This window comes from Pseudomonas sp. GD03842 (assembly GCF_029841165.1).
Lineage (GTDB): Bacteria > Pseudomonadota > Gammaproteobacteria > Pseudomonadales > Pseudomonadaceae > Aquipseudomonas.
Genome location: NZ_JAOCEA010000008.1, coordinates 55,985 through 72,722, shown reverse-complemented (window position 1 = coordinate 72,722; position 16,738 = coordinate 55,985). Strand labels below are relative to the sequence as shown.

Sequence of the window (16,738 nt, the reverse complement as noted above, 5' to 3'; positions counted from 1 at the left end):
GATCGTTACGGTTGGAGTAATGAATGACGGCAATTTGCCCAATGATGGGGAGCGGATGGTGCGCCCCGGATTGGAATCCACACCACCTTCAGGTCTGCGGCCCGGACGCCTTCCCGAGCCCGGCATCCACCAACCGCTGTTCCAACGCCACGAGGTCGGGAATCCTGGCCACTGTTTCACCCACCTGCACAGCCGCCATTTCCAGTTCGGACAGCGGCACATCGACGTAGCTGAGCTGGCTGTCGAGCTTGCACGAGCGCGGTATCCCCTGGATCAGAACCGCGATGAATTTCAGATCGGGTCGCCCGCCCAATGCATTGAGCACGACGATCCGGGCACGTCCGCCCACGCGCGCGCGGCTCCCACACGCGGCTTCGAAGCTGAGCAACGGCAAGCTGCGATGACGCCAGTTGATCGGGCCCAGATACCACTGGGGTGCAGCAGGGTCAGCGATGCTGTCTTGATAGTCGATCAGCTCGGCCACCGCGACGTTCGGCAATAACAGATAGCGGTCGCTCAACGGGATGAGCAATCCGGTCAGGCTGGTCAGGCGGGCGGTCTGGCCGGTCGCGTCAGACATGAACATGACTCCAGTGAGCAATGCTCTCCAGCAAGGCCGCTTCCTGATAAGGCTTGCTCATGTAGTCGTTCACCCCCAGCGCCATGGCGCGATCGCGATGTTTCTGCCCCGAACGGGACGTGATCATGATAATCGGCAGGTGCTTGAGCGCCTCGGATTCGCGAACCTTGCTCACCACTTCGAAGCCGTCCATGCGCGGCATCTCGATATCCAGCAGCATCACATCCGGTACGTGCTCCTGCAGCAGCGCCATGGCATCGACGCCGTCCTTGGCGGTCAGCACGTTCATGCCATTGCGCTCCAGCAGTCGCCCGGTCACCTTGCGCACCGTGACCGAATCGTCGACCACCATCACCAACAAGGGCCGGGCCTGCTCGATTTCGACGGGTCGACTCGGCACATGCCCAGCCGCCTGCAAGGCGATCATCTGCGCGTGCAGGCGGCGGATATGGGCGAATAGGTCGAGAATCAGCACGACGCTGCCATCGCCGAGAATCGTTGCACCGGTAATGCCCGGTACGCCCGTGAACTGTGGCCCGAGATTCTTGACAACGATTTCCCGCGAGCCCGCCAATGCATCCACCTGCACCGCCACCCATTGATCATGGACGTGTACGAGCAACACCGGCAGCGGTTGCGTCTGGCCGATCAGCTTGGGGGGCAGCCCGTTGTGGAGCAGTTCGCCGAGATAGCGCAACTCATACGTGCGGTCGCCGTACTGATAGCGCGGCGGTGAGGCCTTATAACAACTCTCCAGCTCACTCGGCATGACCCGCACGATGCCTTCGACACTGTTCAGCGGCACGGCGTACTGTTCGTCCGCGCACTGCACCATCAAAGCCTGATTCATCGACACCGAAAACGGCAGGCGAATGCGGAACCGCGCGCCCTGACCGGACTTCGAGTCGATCACCATCGAGCCGCCAAGCTCCTTGACCTCGGCATGCACCACGTCCATTCCCACGCCGCGGCCGGATATCTGGGTGATGGTTTCCGCCGTCGAGAAGCCCGCCTGCAAAATGAACTGCAGGGTGTCGTGCTCGCTGAGCTCGGCGTCAGGCGCAATGAGCCCCCGTTTGATCGCCTTGCGTCGCACCGCTTCGAAATCGACCCCCGCGCCATCGTCGCTCATTTCAATGACAATATCGCCGCCCTCATGGGCCAGGCTCAACGTGATGTGTCCGATCTCGGATTTACCTTGGGCCAGGCGTTTTTCCGTGCTTTCCAGACCGTGATCCACCGCGTTACGCAGCATATGCTCCAAGGGAGCAACCATGCGCTCGAGCACATTGCGGTCCATCTCGCCCTCGGCGTTGATCACATCGAACTTCACTTTCTTGTTCAGTTCGCCGGACACCTGACGCACGATCCTGCGCAGGCGCGGCACCATGCGTTCGAATGGCACCATGCGCGTACGCATGAGGTTTTCCTGCAACTGGGTGTTGACCCGCGCCTGTTGTTGCAACAGGTTTTCGGCGTCGTGAGTACGCGTGTCGAGGGTTTCCTTGAGGTCCATCAAGTCGGAGGCTGATTCGAACAGGGCGCGAGACAACTGCTGCAATTGCGAATGACGATCCATCTCCAACGGATCGAATTCCTCGTAGCCCAGCCGTTCGGTTTGGTGATCGCGGCTCAAAATCCGCCCTTGGGTCTCGATGTCCAGACGTCGCAACTGATCACGCATGCGCTCAATGGTGATCTCCATCTCTGCCAACGTGGTCTGGGCATCGATGGCCTGTTGCTCGATCCGTCCGCGGACGATCGAGGCTTCCCCGGCCAGGTTCAACAACGCCTCCAATTGCTCAGCGGGCACCTTGACCATTTCCGGCCCGGCGCGCTCGGTGTCGGGCTCAGGCACTGCCGCCACAGGCTCGGTGGTCGGCGGCGGTGCAAGCACCGGGGCGTCCAACGGTGGAGAGCCGGCTTCGTGAATGGCGCCTGACGCGGTGTACTGAGCGATACTGTCGATCAGCAATGTCGGATTGGGTAGCGGCTCGTAGCCCCGTACCGCATCGACCATGTCGGCGAGCATGTCATGACCGCTTTGCAGCAAACCATTGAGCAATGCGCCATTTTTCAGCGCCCCCGAAGAAAGCCCTTCGTACAACGACTCCAGCTCATGGGCCAAGTCGCCAATGGGGGCGATTTCCACCATCCGCGCGCCACCCTTGAGGGTGTGCAGATCGCGCAACAGGTTCTCGACCTCCTGGGTGTTCTGGGGTTCGGCTTGCCAGCGCACGAGAGCGGCGCCGGCACTTTCAATGATGTCGTCGGCTTCTTCTAGAAAGATTTCCAGCAGCTCGGGGTCGCGCTCGTCCAGCGGCTGGATCATGGAACCGACATTGCGCGCTTCACTCCCCTGCACCGCGACCGGGCTGGATTGGCGGAAATCGCGAATTTCTTCGATCAGCGCGTCCGGCGTCGTCAGGGGTGAACGGTGGTGCAACAGATCCAGCAGGGTCGCCAATTGATCGTGGCAACGCAACAGCAACGCCGCGAGGGGTGACGAATACGTGCAGCGTCGGTCAACCAAGGCCTCGTACAAGGATTCGAGCTCATGGCTCAGGTCGCCGACGGGCCCGACCTCCGCCATCCGCGCGCCCCCCTTGAGGGTGTGCAGGTCCCGCTGCAGGGAGGACAGCGGAAGCGGGTTCTCCGGATCGTCCAGCCAGCGCTGCAACGCCTTGCCTGCGCCGTCGAGGATATCCACCGCTTCTTCCAGAAAGATGTCGACGATTTCCTGATCCAGATCGTCTCGCTGCACTGGCACCGTCTGACGTTGCAGCGCGTCGGTGGCCTGGTCCATGTCGACGACGCGGGCAGCGGGGCTCCCGTCCTGCTGGATGAGCCCCATCGCGTCTGGGGCCAGCGCTTGGTCGAGCAGTTCGCGCAGGGCCTGAATCCGTTCGGGGCAGGCACGCACTTCCTGACCGGCCGCGACCTGATCGAGCATATTGATCAACGCTTCGTGTGCGCTCTCGGCCTCCTGAAAGAAGCGCTCGTTGACGGCAAGGCTGCCCTCCCCGACCGCCCCGTACAGGTCCAGCAACGCTTCACATAATTCATCCACTGGCGACAGGTCCGCCATGTGTGCGCCCTGGCCAAGCATGGTCAATTCGTCCAGCAGCGCAGCGAGCTCCTGGCGCTCACCGGGGTGTTTGCGCCAGCGACTGAGCAGGGTTTCGGCGTCCAACAGGATGTCCATGCCTTCTGCAAGAAAGCTGGCGATCAACTGCGGATTACGACGGCGGCGGGCGCCATTACCATCGGCACTGAGCGCTTCGGTCAGTTGCTGATCGAGCAAAGTTCGGGCCGCTTCGATCAAGGGCGCAGCGCCCTCGATGGGCATCAGCGGATCAACGCTCAGTTGCGCGAGCCCAAGATGAAACAGCGGCTCGGCTGAACGCAATAACTCGACTTCTGGCTGGCCAACGGGAATCAGGTTGGTCTTGTATTCCCTGACCAGCAGATCCAGAGGCCCAGCCAACTCCGCCATCGGCAGCACACCCGCCATGTAGGCGCTGCCTTTGAGGGTGTGCAGCGCCCGCAACAATTCATCACTGAACGAGGGCGATTCAGCCTGTTGGACGTCGAGCAGGTAGCGATTCAGCGTGTCGAGGTGCGTCAGGGCTTCCTGACGGAAGATTTCCAGCAGTTGAGGATCGAAGCCCTCCTTTCCAGGTTCGGCCATGTCTGGCGTGGCAGCCGTGAGCGCTTCGAGCACTTCACCTTGTGCCAAGGCATGCGCCCGGGCAGCCAACAGGTCGACATCATCCCGTTGGCGCTGCACGTCTTCGGCAAAATCACGAATCACATCGGGCAGCAGCGCCTGCATGTCCTTGAGCAATTGCCGGACCCGTTCTCCAGGCTCGACGCTACCCTCCAGCACGCGGTTGAGCAGGTTTTCCACCGCCCATGCCAGTTCTCCCAGGACCAGCGCACGCACCATGCGTCCGCTGCCCTTGAGGGTGTGAAAGGCCCGGCGAATTTCACTCAATGCTGAAACATCCTGCGCATCGCTCAGCCAGCGCGGCAGGTATTCGTTCAGGGCTTCCAGGACTTCGTCGGCCTCTTCGAGAAAGACGTCACGCAAGTCATCGTCGACCGGCGGCTCGCCTTTTGGCGGCGGCAGCAGGCTGGCAGGGACATGCCGCGCCGGCGGGTTGACAGCGGAGACGGGGCTGGCGAGCACATCGGCAAGGCTCGGGTCATCCACAGCGGGCGCCGGTGCCGGAAGCACCTCCTGCTCTATGACCTGATCGAGCGTGGGCAGCTCTGGCTCATCGGTGACCGGCGCGTAACCCAGCCTGGCCAGGCTTTCCTGGGCCAGATCAAGCACGTGTTCGCCCGGGGCTTCCGGGGCCTCGGCCATACGCTCCAGGTAGTACTCGATACCGATGATCACATCGGCGAGGTGATCGAGTTGCGACCAACTCGGACGCTCATCGTCGCGCAAGAGATGTTCGATGATGTACTGATTGCAGGCGGCGAGCAGTCCAGAGGCACGGGGCAGCGGAATCATCGCCAAAGCGCCGCGCACCTGAACGAGCTGTGCAGACAGCGGCGCCAGGCGTTGGCGGTCCATTTCGCCTGCGATGTAATCATCGATGACGTCCTTGGCTTGCTGCAGCACCAGCCTGGCTTCCTTGATCACCAACTGGTGAATCTGACTCAGGTCGGTGGTGGGCAGGCGGCTTTCCTCACGACGACTCTGGTCCACGGCGCCGGCCATGCCCGCCAACGTCGCTTCAACGTAGAGCAGCGCGCCAGCCACGTCCATCAGCGTAGGGTCACTGGGCTCCCGCTGGCCTTGCGCCATTCCCTGAACCACAGTGAGCTGGTCGATGATGACTTTGCGGGGCTGGCCAAAGCCCAGCACCGCCAACGTGTCGGCGATCTGCCGCAGGGGCGGCAGCAGTGCATTGAGTTCGCTGACATGCTGGCGATCGCCCCGCACGAAGACGTCCAGCCGCTCCTTGGTGCGGACCAGTTCATCACACAAGGCGATGATCACCGAACGCATCGCGTCGCGATCGGGCGCCGACAGACGCGCGCGCTCTTCATCCACCAGTGCGCTTTCAGGCAACGCCTCGTCGAGGCCGTATTGATCCTTCAAATCCATCATTTGCTGAGCCTGACTGTCAGATTTGGCGATATAGAACAGCAGGGTCTTCAGCAGCTCATCCGGCGCCGGCTGATTGATCCCTTCGATGCCCTGCTCCAGAAGTCGCTTGAGCTCCTTGTCCGCATCCTTGAACAGGCTGCGCAGGGCCGGACTGTTGGTAAAGCTGCCATCGGCCATACCGTCCACCAGCGCGCCCGCGATCCGCCACAGCGGCTCCAGAGGCGCGCCCTTGCACAGGGCTTCAAGTCGTGCAAAGACCTTGGTCATGTAATCGAGTGAGGTCTGCACATCCTGTTCACGCATCAAACCGACCAGGGCGGTCTGCAGGGTCTGGCGCCACTTGCGCAACTTCGCTGTCAGCTCAGGGCCGTCTCGTTCGGCGAGGGTTTGCGGGTCCAGCGCCGGAAGTGAGGGCAATTGCGGCGAAAACAGACTGGTTTCCGACAGCAAATTCTCGCCTCGCGCACTGCGCAGGTCGTTGAGCAGTGGCAGCACCACCAACGGCAGGTCACGACGGGCCGAATGCACGCGCTCCAAGTACACCGGCAACTGGCTCATGGCCTGATGCAGCAACTGCACGGCTTCGGCCCGCTGACCGACGTGGCCGCGCTGCAGCGCCAGTGCCGTCTGTTCGATCTCTTCGGCGAACAGCGCGGCGCCGTAGAACTCGATCATTTGCAGGCTGCCGTGGACCTGATGAATCAAATCCAGGCAGACGTCCAGCGGCGAGGGATCATGGGGGCGCGAGACATGTGCATCCAGCGCCTGTCTGGCGTGTTTGAGGGTTTCGGCTATTTCGCCCTTGACCCACTCCAGGGCCACGTAGTCGCGACGGTCAGCCATGCTGGCTCCCCTTGCCCATGTATTGCGGCTCGACGATCAATGCATATCCCGTGAAGCCGGCAGCTTGAAACCGGACACCGAGCGGCGCATATCACTGGCCATTTTCGCCAGGTTGCCCATGCTTTGCGCTGTGGCTGCGGTTCCAGAGGTGGTTTGCGTGGTGGTCTGCTGGATCACCTGCATGGTCGCTGAAATCTGCTGCCCCAAAGCCGCCTGCTGTTGCGCTGCGTTGGTGATGCTCTCGACCAACGCCGCCAGCACTTTCGAAACGCCTTCGATTTCTTCCAGGGCCACCCCGGCATCCTGCGCCAACCGGGCACCGCGCACCACCTCTGAAGTCGTCTGCTCCATGGAGATCACCGCTTCGTTGGTGTCATTCTGAATCGCGCGCACCAATGTCTCGATCTGCTTGGTCGCTGAAGAGGAGCGCTCAGCCAGACGCTGGACTTCGTCCGCCACCACCGCGAAGCCACGCCCGGCATCCCCAGCCATCGAAGCCTGAATCGCAGCGTTGAGCGCGAGAATGTTGGTCTGGTCGGCGATATCGTCGATCAGACTGACGATGTCGCCAATCTCCTGCGAAGATTCTCCCAGACGCTTGATGCGCTTGGAGGTGTCCTGAATCTGCTCACGGATGTTGTCCATGCCATGAATGGTGTTGTGGACCACCTCGTTGCCTTTGTTGGCAATGGTGACGGAGCGCTCGGCCACCGCCACCGACTCCGAGGCGTTGGCCGACACCTGTTCGACAGAGCGCGACATGTCGTTGACGGCGTTAGAGGCGGCCGCGATCTGCAACGCCTGATGCTCCGAAGCCGCCGCCAGTTGCGTGGCCGTCGTCTGCGTTTCCTTGACGGCGCCAAACACTTGCTCGGCCGTCAGGTTGATCGTCGCCACCAGTTCGCGCAATTGGTCGATGGAATAATTGATGGAGTCGGCGATGGCCCCGGTGAAATCTTCGGTGACCGACGCGGCCACGGTCAGATCGCCGTCGGCCAGGTCCTCGATCTCATCGAGCAAACGCATGATCGCGGTCTGGTTCCGGTCGTTCTTTTCGGCCGTTTCGCGCAATTGGCAGTTGGTCTCGCGCACCATGACCAAGCCGATCAGAATGATCGACATCAACGCCAGCAGGCCCAGAATGTAGCCTCCGTAGCTGTTGGTTGCCCGTCCGCCGGCCATGTGCTCGAAGCTGTTCGCCAGCACGGAAGCCTCGTCGAGCAACGTTTGCGACAGGGTGAATATGCTGCTGGCCGCCTCCCGCACTTCAAGTAACTCGGGAGAGGTTTCAAGAATTTCGTCGACCGATCCCGACACGAACTGGAACAGCTCGGCGATTTCAGCCAGCCGAGCCCGGGCATCGCGGTCCTCGACCTGGGCGATCTTCAACGTCGCGTTGCCATTGAGCATGCCATTGAGGACACGACCGAACTGGCTGGCATCCCGGCCAAAACCATCGGCCGCTTGAACAGCGGACTCGTCTCCGGACAACACGGTATTTACAGCGCCGAGAATCCGCTCCGCCAGCAGAGATTGACGTTGCGCCAACGCCACCTGACTGGCAGGGGCTCGGTTCTGCAGCAGAATGTCCACGACCTTTTCCGACTCGTTCTGCAGCTGCGGGATGGTCTCGGCCAATGTAGCAGCGACCTGGTGCAAGGACAGCACGGTCTGTTCGCGCGAGAGGATGACATCCGTGCTTTTTCTCAGATTTTCCCAATCGTTCTGCACCGCTTTCAGCTCGTCGCCGACTTCGACAGGGGCGGCGGGCAGGCCGGTGTTTTTGTCGCCTTTTTTCAAATACTGCCAACGGGTATCGAAATCGTTGCGCGCATCGGCCAGCAACTTGAATGCGGCAGCCTTGCCCGCTGCGGCTTCGGTGGCGTTTTTGGCGATTCGCTGGGACAGGACTCGCAGCTCGCCCGCGTGGCCGATGTACTGCTTGTCGTAGTTGGACTGAGTGCTCAAGTAAGCAAAATTGACGAACAACAACATGATCAGAACGATCAGGCCGATAAACAATGCAACGATCTGCGAACGACTGCGCAGACCTTCCAAAGACTTGCCGGTTTTACTCATTGCTCAGGGCTCCGCCCGAAAATCGGTGTGCATTGCGGGTGAGTACGTCCCGACCTGCTGAGGTGCGGCGCCAAGCGGAATCACAAGGCGACATTCATGAAGTCCGCGGACTGCACGAGGCTTCTGGGACTGAACACCCGCCAGGCCTGCTCGCGCAGGAAGCGGCCCTGTATGAAGGGCGCGATGTCCGGCTCGCTTTCACCGGACGGCTCGGGCATCAAGCTGCGCTCGCTGAAATGCTGCATACCCAGGACTTCGTCCACCAGCAACCCGACGAAAACGTCCTGATCATCGATCACCAGCACTCGGCGCTGCTTGCGCAGAGGCGACAATTCATGCCCGAAGAAGGCGTAAACGTCCAGGATCGGCAACAGGCGCCCCCGCAGATTTGCGATACCCCTGACCCAGTGCCTGACGCCCGGCACAGCGGTGTAACGAGGCTCGTGGAGGATTTCATCGACCTCCCCCATCGGCGCCACGTAGTACCGTTCACCCATGCGGAAGCCAATGCCGCTCCAGCCCTGCTGCCGGGTTTCCTGCAACGGCAGGCCGGCCGCCAGCGAGCGACAGCGCTGGTCGATGTCGAGCAAGAGTTGGAAGGCGGTTTGCGACCGAGCCATGAATGCGGGCCAGGCTTCAGCCCGCCAGGACCGCGTTCAGGGTTTTCATGAGGGTTTCTTCGTCCACCGGTTTGGTCAGGTAATCCCGTGCGCCTTGGCGCTTGCCCCAGACCTTGTCCGTTTCCTGATCCTTGGTGGTGATCATGATCACCGGAATTGTGCTGGTGTCCGCATCCTTGGTGAGCTGGCGGGTCGCCTGAAAGCCGTTGAGGCCCGGCATGACGATGTCCATCAGAACGGCATCAGGCTTTTCCTGACGCGCCAGAGCAACGCCATCGGCACCGTTTTCGGCCTTGAGTACCTGATGGCCGTGTTTTTCCAGCATCCCGGTCAGCTTGTACATTTCAGTCGGCGAGTCATCGACGATCAGGATTCGAGCCATGGTGTTCCCCATAGAAACCGCCGTCCCCGCGCAAGGGCTCGGCATCAAGATAGTTGTTGTTCTGCTGCAACGAACTCAGGCACATGGGCCTTGATCGTACTGAGCAGCTCTTCCTTGCTGAACGGTTTGGTCAAAAACTGATCAGAACCGACGATACGCCCCTTGGCCTTATCGAACAGCCCATCCCTGGAGGACAACATGATCACCGGGGTGGCTTTGAAAGCCCGGTTGTTCTTGATCAATGCACATGTCTGATACCCGTCCAGCCTGGGCATCATGATGTCCACGAAAATGATGCTCGGATGATTGTCAGCGATCTTCGCCAGCGCATCGAAACCGTCCACAGCGGTGATCACTTCACAGCCGACGTTCTGCAACAGGGTCTCGGCGGTGCGACGAATCGTTCGGGAGTCGTCGATGACCATGACTTTCAATGGCACTGAATGCTGTTCCATATCTGCTCTACCATCGCCGCAGCGATTGAGATGGGTTTGCCTTCGGCCGTCTGGTCGGGTTCGGGATCGCGGAACCCCTCATCGAGAGAGGAGGCATGACAACTGGCGTCACACCCGATGCCGAGCCTTTTTAGCACACTCTAAAGACGCAATCCATAAAGCATACGTGCCGCGCTTGCCCCTTGACCGCGAGCCGGTGCGGCGCCACCCTGACGCCTGTTTTCAGGCCCGTCGAGGCCATTACCGAACAGAGGATATTACCCATGAGCGTTCGCGTTGGCATTGTCATGGACCCCATCGAGCGCATCTCCTATAAGAAGGACAGCTCGCTGGCCATGCTTCTGGCGGCGCAAGCGCGCGGCTGGTCGCTGTTTTATATGGAGCAGCAGGATCTGTATCAGGCGAAAGGCCAGGCCCGCGCCCGCATGAAACCGCTGAAAGTCTTCGCCAACCCGGAAAACTGGTTCGAGTTCGACGCCGAAATCGACAGCGGCCTGGACGACCTGGACGTGATCCTGATGCGCAAGGATCCGCCCTTCGACATGGATTTCATCTACACCACCTACCTGCTGGAGCAAGCCGAGCGTGCGGGTACGCTGATCGTGAACAAGCCGCAAAGCCTGCGTGATTGCAATGAAAAGCTGTTCGCCACCCTGTTTCCTCATTGCACACCGCCCACGCTGGTCAGCCGCCGCGCCGATATTCTGCGGGCGTTTGCCGCCGAACACGGCGATGTGATCTACAAGCCGCTGGATGGCATGGGCGGCACGTCGATCTTCCGCCACCGCCCTGAAGATCCGAACCTCTCCGTGATTCTCGAAACCCTGACGGTCAATGGGGCACATCAGATCATGGCGCAAGCCTACCTGCCCGCCATCAAGGACGGTGACAAACGCATTCTGATGATCGACGGCGAGCCAGTCCCTTACTGCCTGGCGCGCATCCCGGCGGCAGGTGAAACCCGTGGCAACCTGGCCGCCGGAGGCCGCGGCGAAGCTCGCCCGCTGACCGAGCGCGACCGCTGGATCGCCGCCGAGGTCGGCCCGACATTGCGCGAAAAAGGCTTGCTGTTCGTAGGTCTGGACGTCATCGGCGAAAACCTGACGGAAATCAACGTCACCAGCCCGACCTGCATCCGGGAAATCGACAATGCCTATGGCACGGATATCGGCGGCATGCTGATGGATGCGATCGAGAAAAAGCTCAAAAAGGTGTAAACGCTCCCTGTAGGAGCGTGGCTTGTCCCGCGATCGGCCGGGAACCGGTCGTAAAATATGGATCCCGTCCACTTCTTAGAAAGCGCACGTAACGGATTTGCTGCCGCTGCGCGCCAGATCGCGGGACAAGCCACGCTCCTACAGGCGTCATACATCGAACGGTCCATCCACACATCGGCCCACCCCACATCAACAATCAAGTCCTCACCCACATTGCGTTATCATGCGCAGCCTGAATGACGCCCTAGGTTGGTTTTCGCAATGCTGGTTCATGTGATGCCGGAGCGCCGATGAACGCTGCGGTCGACAATGATCTCCCCATGGCCCTGACCCGCAGCTCCGTGCGCCCGGCCGACCGCCTGGGCTTTACGCTGCTGATCGCAGCGCTCGTGCATCTGGCGTTGATACTTGGCGTGGGCTTCACCTACGTGAAACCGGAGAAGATCAGCCAGACGCTGGAGATCACCCTCGCCCCCTTCAAAAGCGATACCAAACCGAAAGATGCCGATTTCCTCGCTCAGGAAAACCAGCAAGGCAGCGGCACGCTCGACAAAAAAGCGGTGCCCAAGACCACCGAGGTCGCGCCCTATCAGGACACGCAGATCAATAAGGTGACGCCACCGCCGGCCGCCAAACCGGTGGTCAAGCAGGAAGCGCCCAAAACAGCAGTCGCCACCAAGGCACCGGCCAAGGAAAAGACCGTTGCCAAGCGCGACGAGGTCAAGCCGGACGAGCCCAAGAAAGCGGCACCCACGTTCGACAGCACCCAACTGAACAGCGAAATCGCCAGCCTGGAAGCTGAACTTGCCGAAGAACAGCAGGCGTATGCCAAGCGCCCCAGGATTCACCGCCTCAGTGCGGCGTCGACCATGCGCGACAAAGGGGCCTGGTACAAGGAAGACTGGCGCAAGAAGATCGAGCGCATCGGTAACCTCAACTACCCTGAAGAAGCTCGGCGCCAGCAGATCTACGGCAGCCTGAGGATGATGGTCTCGATCAACCGTGACGGGTCGTTGTACGAAGTGCTGGTGCTCGAATCTTCAGGCCAGCCGTTGCTGGATCAGGCTGCGCAGAAAATCGTGCGCCTGGCCGCGCCATTCGCCCCGTTCACGGGCGACCTGTCGGACATCGACCGGCTGGAAATCATCCGCACCTGGAAATTCGCCCGCGGCGACAAGCTGTCCAGTAATTAGCGCCGCCCCCTTTGTAGGAGCGCGCTTGCCCGCGATTACGGCCTTTCAACGAGATTGATGCGCGAGGTACCGCAATCGCGGTCAACCGCGCGCCTACAAGATCCGACGCTACTCGCGAACAGCATGAAACCTGAACCCGGTCGCGATTTATCCATCCCTGTGTCGGTTCTGACAGTTGTCACGACAGCCCCACGGCGCCACACTAGGCCACATGAAAAATGTCACTCCGTCGTACCTCAAGCATCAATTTCTGATCGCCATGCCCCACATGCACGATGAGAATTTTTCCCAGACCTTGACCTACATCGTCGAGCACAACGCCAATGGTGCCATGGGGCTGGTGATCAATCGCCCGCAAAGCCTGTCGCTGGCGGACATCCTCGAACAACTGCGACCGGAGATGACGCCGCCGGCACGCTGCCAGCACATTCCCATTCATGTGGGCGGGCCGGTTCAGACGGATCGCGGCTTCGTGCTGCATCCCCCCGGCCAGGTGTTTCAGGCCACGGTCAATCTGGGGGGCGTTGCCTTGTCGACGTCACAGGACGTGCTGTTTTCCATCGCCGATGGCTACGGGCCTGATCAAAATCTGATCACCCTGGGCTACGCAGGTTGGGACGCCGGTCAGTTGGAAGCCGAATTCGCCGCCAACGCCTGGCTCAACTGCGCGTTCGATCCGGCCATTCTCTTCGAACTGGACAGTGAACAACGCCTGAACGCCGCTGCGGCCAAGCTGGGCGTGAACCTCAGCCTGTTGACCAGCCAGGCGGGGCACGCCTGATGGCTGCGCTGCGCCTGTTGCTGGGATTCGACTATGGCACCAAACAGATCGGCGTTGCGGTCGGCCAGGTCATTACCGGCCAAGCCCGTGAACTGTGTACCTTGAAAGCCCAAAACGGTGTTCCCGACTGGGACAAGGTGCAAGCCCTCATTACCGAATGGAAACCGGATGCCATCGTGGTCGGTCTGCCGCTGAACATGGATGGCACACCGAGCGAAATGAGCGCGCGGGCCGAGAAGTTTTCGCGCCAGCTCAATGGCCGCTTCAATCTGCCCGTGTACACCCACGACGAGCGCCTGACGACTTTCGAAGCCAAGGGCGAGCGCCTATCCCGTGGGGGTCAGCGTGGCAGCTACCGCGACAATCCGGTGGATGCCATCGCTGCGGCGCTCTTGCTGCAAGGGTGGCTGGAAGCCAATAGCGCGCTGTTCGAAACCTGAGTAGAAACCGAGCGTTTTACGCGGCACCGAATCTGAGTTTTGGCCCGGCCTGACGCTCTGCGCACGACCGGGTCCTTGAAGGAGCGACCATGAGCAGCCTACCGAACCCCGCCGAATTGATCAGCCAGATGGCGATCGATCTCACCGCGCACCTGAACAAACGCAACATCGGGGAGCCGCGCTTCATCGGTATCCGCACGGGCGGCGTGTGGGTCGCCCAGGCTCTGCTCGAAGCCTTGGGCAGCCAGGCACCGCTGGGCACACTGGATGTTTCCTTTTACCGCGATGATTTCAGCCAGAATGGCCTGCATCCCCAAGTGCGGCCGTCGGAGCTTCCCTTTGAAATCGAGGGCCAGCACCTTGTGCTGATCGACGATGTGCTGATGAGCGGCCGCACGATCCGCGCAGCGCTCAACGAACTGTTCGATTACGGCCGCCCGGCCAGCGTGACGCTGGTTTCGCTGTTCGATCTGGACGCCGCCGAGCTGCCGATTCGCCCGAATGTGACCGGAGCGACGCTGGACCTGTCTCCCCACGAGCGCGTCAAACTGTCCGGCCCGACACCGCTGACGCTCGAATTGCAAGACCTTTCCACTGATTCCGCCGCCCTCTAAGAGTCCTTTGCGATGACGCCTCTCGACGCCAAGCGCCCGCTGCAACTGAACCATCAGGGTCAGTTGCAACATTTCCTCTCGCTAGACGGTTTGCCCCGCGAACTGCTCACCGAAATCCTGGACACGGCCGACTCGTTCCTTGAAGTCGGCGCAAGGGCTGTGAAAAAAGTCCCGCTGTTGCGCGGCAAGACCGTCTGCAACGTGTTCTTCGAAAACTCCACCCGCACCCGCACGACCTTCGAGCTGGCGGCGCAGCGGTTGTCGGCGGATGTCATCACCCTGAACGTTTCGACATCTTCCACCAGCAAGGGCGAGACGCTGTTCGACACCCTGCGCAACCTGGAGGCAATGGCCGCCGACATGTTCGTCGTCCGCCACGCAGACTCCGGCGCAGCGCACTTCATTGCCGAGCACGTGTGCCCACAGGTGGCAATCATCAATGGCGGCGACGGGCGCCATGCCCATCCGACACAAGGCATGCTGGACATGCTGACCATTCGCCGTCACAAGGGCGATTTCAGGAACCTGTCGGTGGCCATCGTCGGAGACATTCTTCACTCCCGCGTCGCACGCTCGAATATGATCGCACTCAAGGCGCTGGGCTGCCCCGACATCCGCGTCGTCGGGCCGAAGACTCTGTTGCCGGTCGGTGTCGAGCAATACGGCGTGAAGGTTTACACCGATTTGGCCGAAGGGCTGAAAGACGTCGACGTGGTGATCATGCTGCGCCTGCAGCGCGAACGCATGTCGGGCGGCCTGCTGCCCAGCGAGGGCGAGTTCTACCGCCTGTTCGGCCTGACCACCGCTCGCCTTGCCGGAGCCAAACCTGACGCCATCGTCATGCATCCCGGTCCGATCAACCGCGGCGTGGAAATCGAATCGGCCGTGGCCGATGGCGCGCACTCGGTGATTCTCAATCAGGTCACCTACGGCATTGCCGTGCGCATGGCCGTCTTGTCCATGGCCATGAGTGGCCAAACCGCCCAACGTCAGTACGAGCAGGAGAACGCCCAGTGAAGTTCAGCATCCTTGGCGCTCGCGTCATCGACCCTGTCAGCGGTCTGGATCAAGTCATCGATGTTCATCTGGAAGCCGGCAAGATTCTCGCCCTGGGCGCAGCGCCTGCCGACTTCACCCCAACCCAGACCATCGACGCAAAGGGTCTCGTGGCGGCGCCTGGCCTGGTGGATCTCAACGTGTCGTTGCGCGAGCCCGGCTACAGCCGCAAAGGCACGATTGCCAGCGAAACCCGCGCGGCGGCCGCAGGTGGGGTGACCAGCCTGTGCTGCCCCCCACGCACACGTCCTGTGCTCGATACCTCGGCCGTTGCCGAGCTGATTCTCGACCGCGCGCGCGAAGCGGGGCACAGCAAGGTGTTCCCGATCGGCGCACTGAGCAAAGGCCTGGAAGGCGAACAACTGGCCGAGCTGATCGCCCTGCGCGACGCTGGCTGCGTGGCATTCACCAACGGCTTGAGCAATTTCGGCAGTAACCGCACCCTGTGCCGCGCGCTGGAATACGCGGCAACGTTCGACCTGACGGTCATTTTCAATTCACAGGACCACGACCTGGCGGCCGGCGGCTTGGCCCATGACGGCCCGACTGCCGCTTTCCTCGGCTTGCCGGGCATTCCGGAAACCGCGGAAACCGTGGCACTGGCTCGCGATCTTCTCTTGGTGGAACAGAGCGGCGTGCGCGCGCACTTCAGCCAACTGACCAGCGCACGCGGCGTGGAACTGATCGCCCAAGCGCAGGCGCGCGGCTTGCCAGTGACGGCGGACGTCGCGCTCTACCAGTTGATTCTGACCGACGAAGCGCTCATCGACTTCTCCAGCCTCTACCACGTCCAACCGCCTCTGCGCACACGCGCAGATCGTGATGCATTGCGCGAAGCGGTCCGATCGGGCGTGGTACAGGCGATCGCCAGCCATCATCAACCTCACGAACGCGACGCCAAGCTGGCCCCATTCGGCGCTACGGAGCCAGGCATCAGCAGCGTAGAGCTGCTCCTGCCGCTGGCGATGACGTTGGTTGATGACGGCCTGCTGGATCTGCCAACGTTGCTTTCGCGCCTCAGCGCGGGGCCCGCAGCAGCCTTGCGACTGCCCGCGGGCCGCCTCGCGGCAGGTACAGCGGCAGATCTGGTGCTATTCGATCCCGCGGCCTCGACCGTAGCGGGCGAGCGATGGCTGTCGAAAGGTGAAAACTGCCCGTTCCTGGGGCACTGCCTGCCAAGCGCGGTGACGCACACCTTTGTCGACGGCCGGATCAGCTACAGCGCCTGACCCACCGCAGAGGCTGTTAGCCAGGCGACTCCTGGGACGTTCCCACCCTCGGCGTGGGAACGCCTGCGCCGATACCCCGTGATGCCGGACGCTGGGCGCTATGACTTCCGGAGGCGCCCCCCCA

At 61.5% G+C, this 16,738-nt stretch carries 13 protein-coding genes; 7 read left to right on the top strand and 6 right to left on the bottom strand.

Annotated features, from left to right (window positions below; translation table 11 throughout):
* Nucleotides 1-88: 88 nt before the first annotated feature.
* From N5D61_RS13185 to pilG, 6 genes are all read right to left on the bottom strand, one after another.
* The gene (locus tag N5D61_RS13185) at nucleotides 89-580 is read right to left on the bottom strand and encodes a chemotaxis protein CheW (protein WP_279893159.1); all 492 of its coding nucleotides are present in this window, start codon (nucleotides 578-580) and stop codon (nucleotides 89-91) included.
* The gene (locus tag N5D61_RS13180; protein WP_279893158.1) at nucleotides 573-6,548 is read right to left on the bottom strand and encodes an Hpt domain-containing protein; all 5,976 of its coding nucleotides are present in this window, start codon (nucleotides 6,546-6,548) and stop codon (nucleotides 573-575) included. The genes N5D61_RS13185 and N5D61_RS13180 overlap by 8 nt, the downstream gene beginning before the upstream one ends.
* Nucleotides 6,549-6,584: 36 nt before the next feature.
* Nucleotides 6,585-8,627 (bottom strand): methyl-accepting chemotaxis protein, encoded by a 2,043-nt coding sequence (locus N5D61_RS13175; protein WP_279893157.1) that lies wholly within the window; start codon nucleotides 8,625-8,627, stop codon nucleotides 6,585-6,587.
* A gap of 80 nt (nucleotides 8,628-8,707) precedes the next feature.
* Nucleotides 8,708-9,247, bottom strand: coding sequence for a chemotaxis protein CheW (locus tag N5D61_RS13170; RefSeq protein ID WP_108237684.1), 540 nt, complete (start codon nucleotides 9,245-9,247; stop codon nucleotides 8,708-8,710).
* A 16-nt stretch (nucleotides 9,248-9,263) separates the two neighbouring features.
* Nucleotides 9,264-9,629 carry a twitching motility response regulator PilH gene (gene pilH, locus N5D61_RS13165; protein WP_108237805.1) on the bottom strand — a complete coding sequence of 122 codons (366 nt, stop codon included), beginning with the start codon at nucleotides 9,627-9,629 and terminating at the stop codon, nucleotides 9,264-9,266.
* Between the two features lie 44 nt (nucleotides 9,630-9,673).
* A complete protein-coding gene (gene pilG, locus N5D61_RS13160; RefSeq protein WP_108237683.1) occupies nucleotides 9,674-10,084 on the bottom strand; it encodes a twitching motility response regulator PilG in 411 nt (136 codons plus the stop codon).
* Between the two features lie 263 nt (nucleotides 10,085-10,347).
* Here pilG and gshB point away from each other — a divergent pair, with 263 nt between their 5' ends.
* The 7 genes from gshB (at nucleotide 10,348) to N5D61_RS13125 (ending at nucleotide 16,614) form a co-directional block, all read left to right on the top strand.
* Nucleotides 10,348-11,301, top strand: a complete 954-nt coding sequence (gene gshB / locus N5D61_RS13155) for a glutathione synthase (RefSeq protein WP_108237682.1) — start codon at nucleotides 10,348-10,350, stop codon at nucleotides 11,299-11,301.
* 290 nt (nucleotides 11,302-11,591) lie between these two features.
* Nucleotides 11,592-12,494 carry an energy transducer TonB gene (locus tag N5D61_RS13150; RefSeq protein WP_108237681.1) on the top strand — a complete coding sequence of 301 codons (903 nt, stop codon included), beginning with the start codon at nucleotides 11,592-11,594 and terminating at the stop codon, nucleotides 12,492-12,494.
* A 211-nt stretch (nucleotides 12,495-12,705) separates the two neighbouring features.
* Nucleotides 12,706-13,275, top strand: coding sequence for a YqgE/AlgH family protein (locus N5D61_RS13145; RefSeq protein ID WP_108237680.1), 570 nt, complete (start codon nucleotides 12,706-12,708; stop codon nucleotides 13,273-13,275).
* Nucleotides 13,275-13,715: a Holliday junction resolvase RuvX gene (gene ruvX / locus N5D61_RS13140; protein WP_108237679.1), complete on the top strand. Its 441-nt coding sequence runs from the start codon at nucleotides 13,275-13,277 to the stop codon at nucleotides 13,713-13,715. Before N5D61_RS13145 ends, ruvX begins: the two co-directional genes overlap by 1 nt.
* A gap of 89 nt (nucleotides 13,716-13,804) precedes the next feature.
* Entirely contained in the window at nucleotides 13,805-14,329 is a 525-nt protein-coding gene (gene pyrR, locus N5D61_RS13135; RefSeq protein WP_108237678.1) for a bifunctional pyr operon transcriptional regulator/uracil phosphoribosyltransferase PyrR, read from the top strand.
* Nucleotides 14,330-14,341: 12 nt separating this feature from the next.
* A complete protein-coding gene (locus N5D61_RS13130; protein WP_108237677.1) occupies nucleotides 14,342-15,346 on the top strand; it encodes an aspartate carbamoyltransferase catalytic subunit in 1,005 nt (334 codons plus the stop codon).
* The gene (locus N5D61_RS13125; protein WP_108237676.1) at nucleotides 15,343-16,614 is read left to right on the top strand and encodes a dihydroorotase; all 1,272 of its coding nucleotides are present in this window, start codon (nucleotides 15,343-15,345) and stop codon (nucleotides 16,612-16,614) included. Before N5D61_RS13130 ends, N5D61_RS13125 begins: the two co-directional genes overlap by 4 nt.
* The last annotated feature ends 124 nt before the right edge of the window (nucleotides 16,615-16,738 follow it).

Bases quoted from the DNA above. Each gene is read 5' to 3' on its own strand.
- N5D61_RS13170 (WP_108237684.1), bottom strand. From the start codon at position 9,247: ATGGCTCGGTCGCAAACCGCCTTCCAACTCTTGCTCGACATCGACCAG.
- N5D61_RS13145 (WP_108237680.1), top strand. From the start codon at position 12,706: ATGAAAAATGTCACTCCGTCGTACCTCAAGCATCAATTTCTGATCGCC.
- N5D61_RS13130 (WP_108237677.1), top strand. From the start codon at position 14,342: ATGACGCCTCTCGACGCCAAGCGCCCGCTGCAACTGAACCATCAGGGT.
- N5D61_RS13185 (WP_279893159.1), bottom strand. From the start codon at position 580: ATGTCTGACGCGACCGGCCAGACCGCCCGCCTGACCAGCCTGACCGGA.
- gshB (WP_108237682.1), top strand. From the start codon at position 10,348: ATGAGCGTTCGCGTTGGCATTGTCATGGACCCCATCGAGCGCATCTCC.
- pilG (WP_108237683.1), bottom strand. From the start codon at position 10,084: ATGGAACAGCATTCAGTGCCATTGAAAGTCATGGTCATCGACGACTCC.
- N5D61_RS13180 (WP_279893158.1), bottom strand. From the start codon at position 6,548: ATGGCTGACCGTCGCGACTACGTGGCCCTGGAGTGGGTCAAGGGCGAA.
- N5D61_RS13175 (WP_279893157.1), bottom strand. From the start codon at position 8,627: ATGAGTAAAACCGGCAAGTCTTTGGAAGGTCTGCGCAGTCGTTCGCAG.
- pilH (WP_108237805.1), bottom strand. From the start codon at position 9,629: ATGGCTCGAATCCTGATCGTCGATGACTCGCCGACTGAAATGTACAAG.
- ruvX (WP_108237679.1), top strand. From the start codon at position 13,275: ATGGCTGCGCTGCGCCTGTTGCTGGGATTCGACTATGGCACCAAACAG.
- pyrR (WP_108237678.1), top strand. From the start codon at position 13,805: ATGAGCAGCCTACCGAACCCCGCCGAATTGATCAGCCAGATGGCGATC.
- N5D61_RS13150 (WP_108237681.1), top strand. From the start codon at position 11,592: ATGAACGCTGCGGTCGACAATGATCTCCCCATGGCCCTGACCCGCAGC.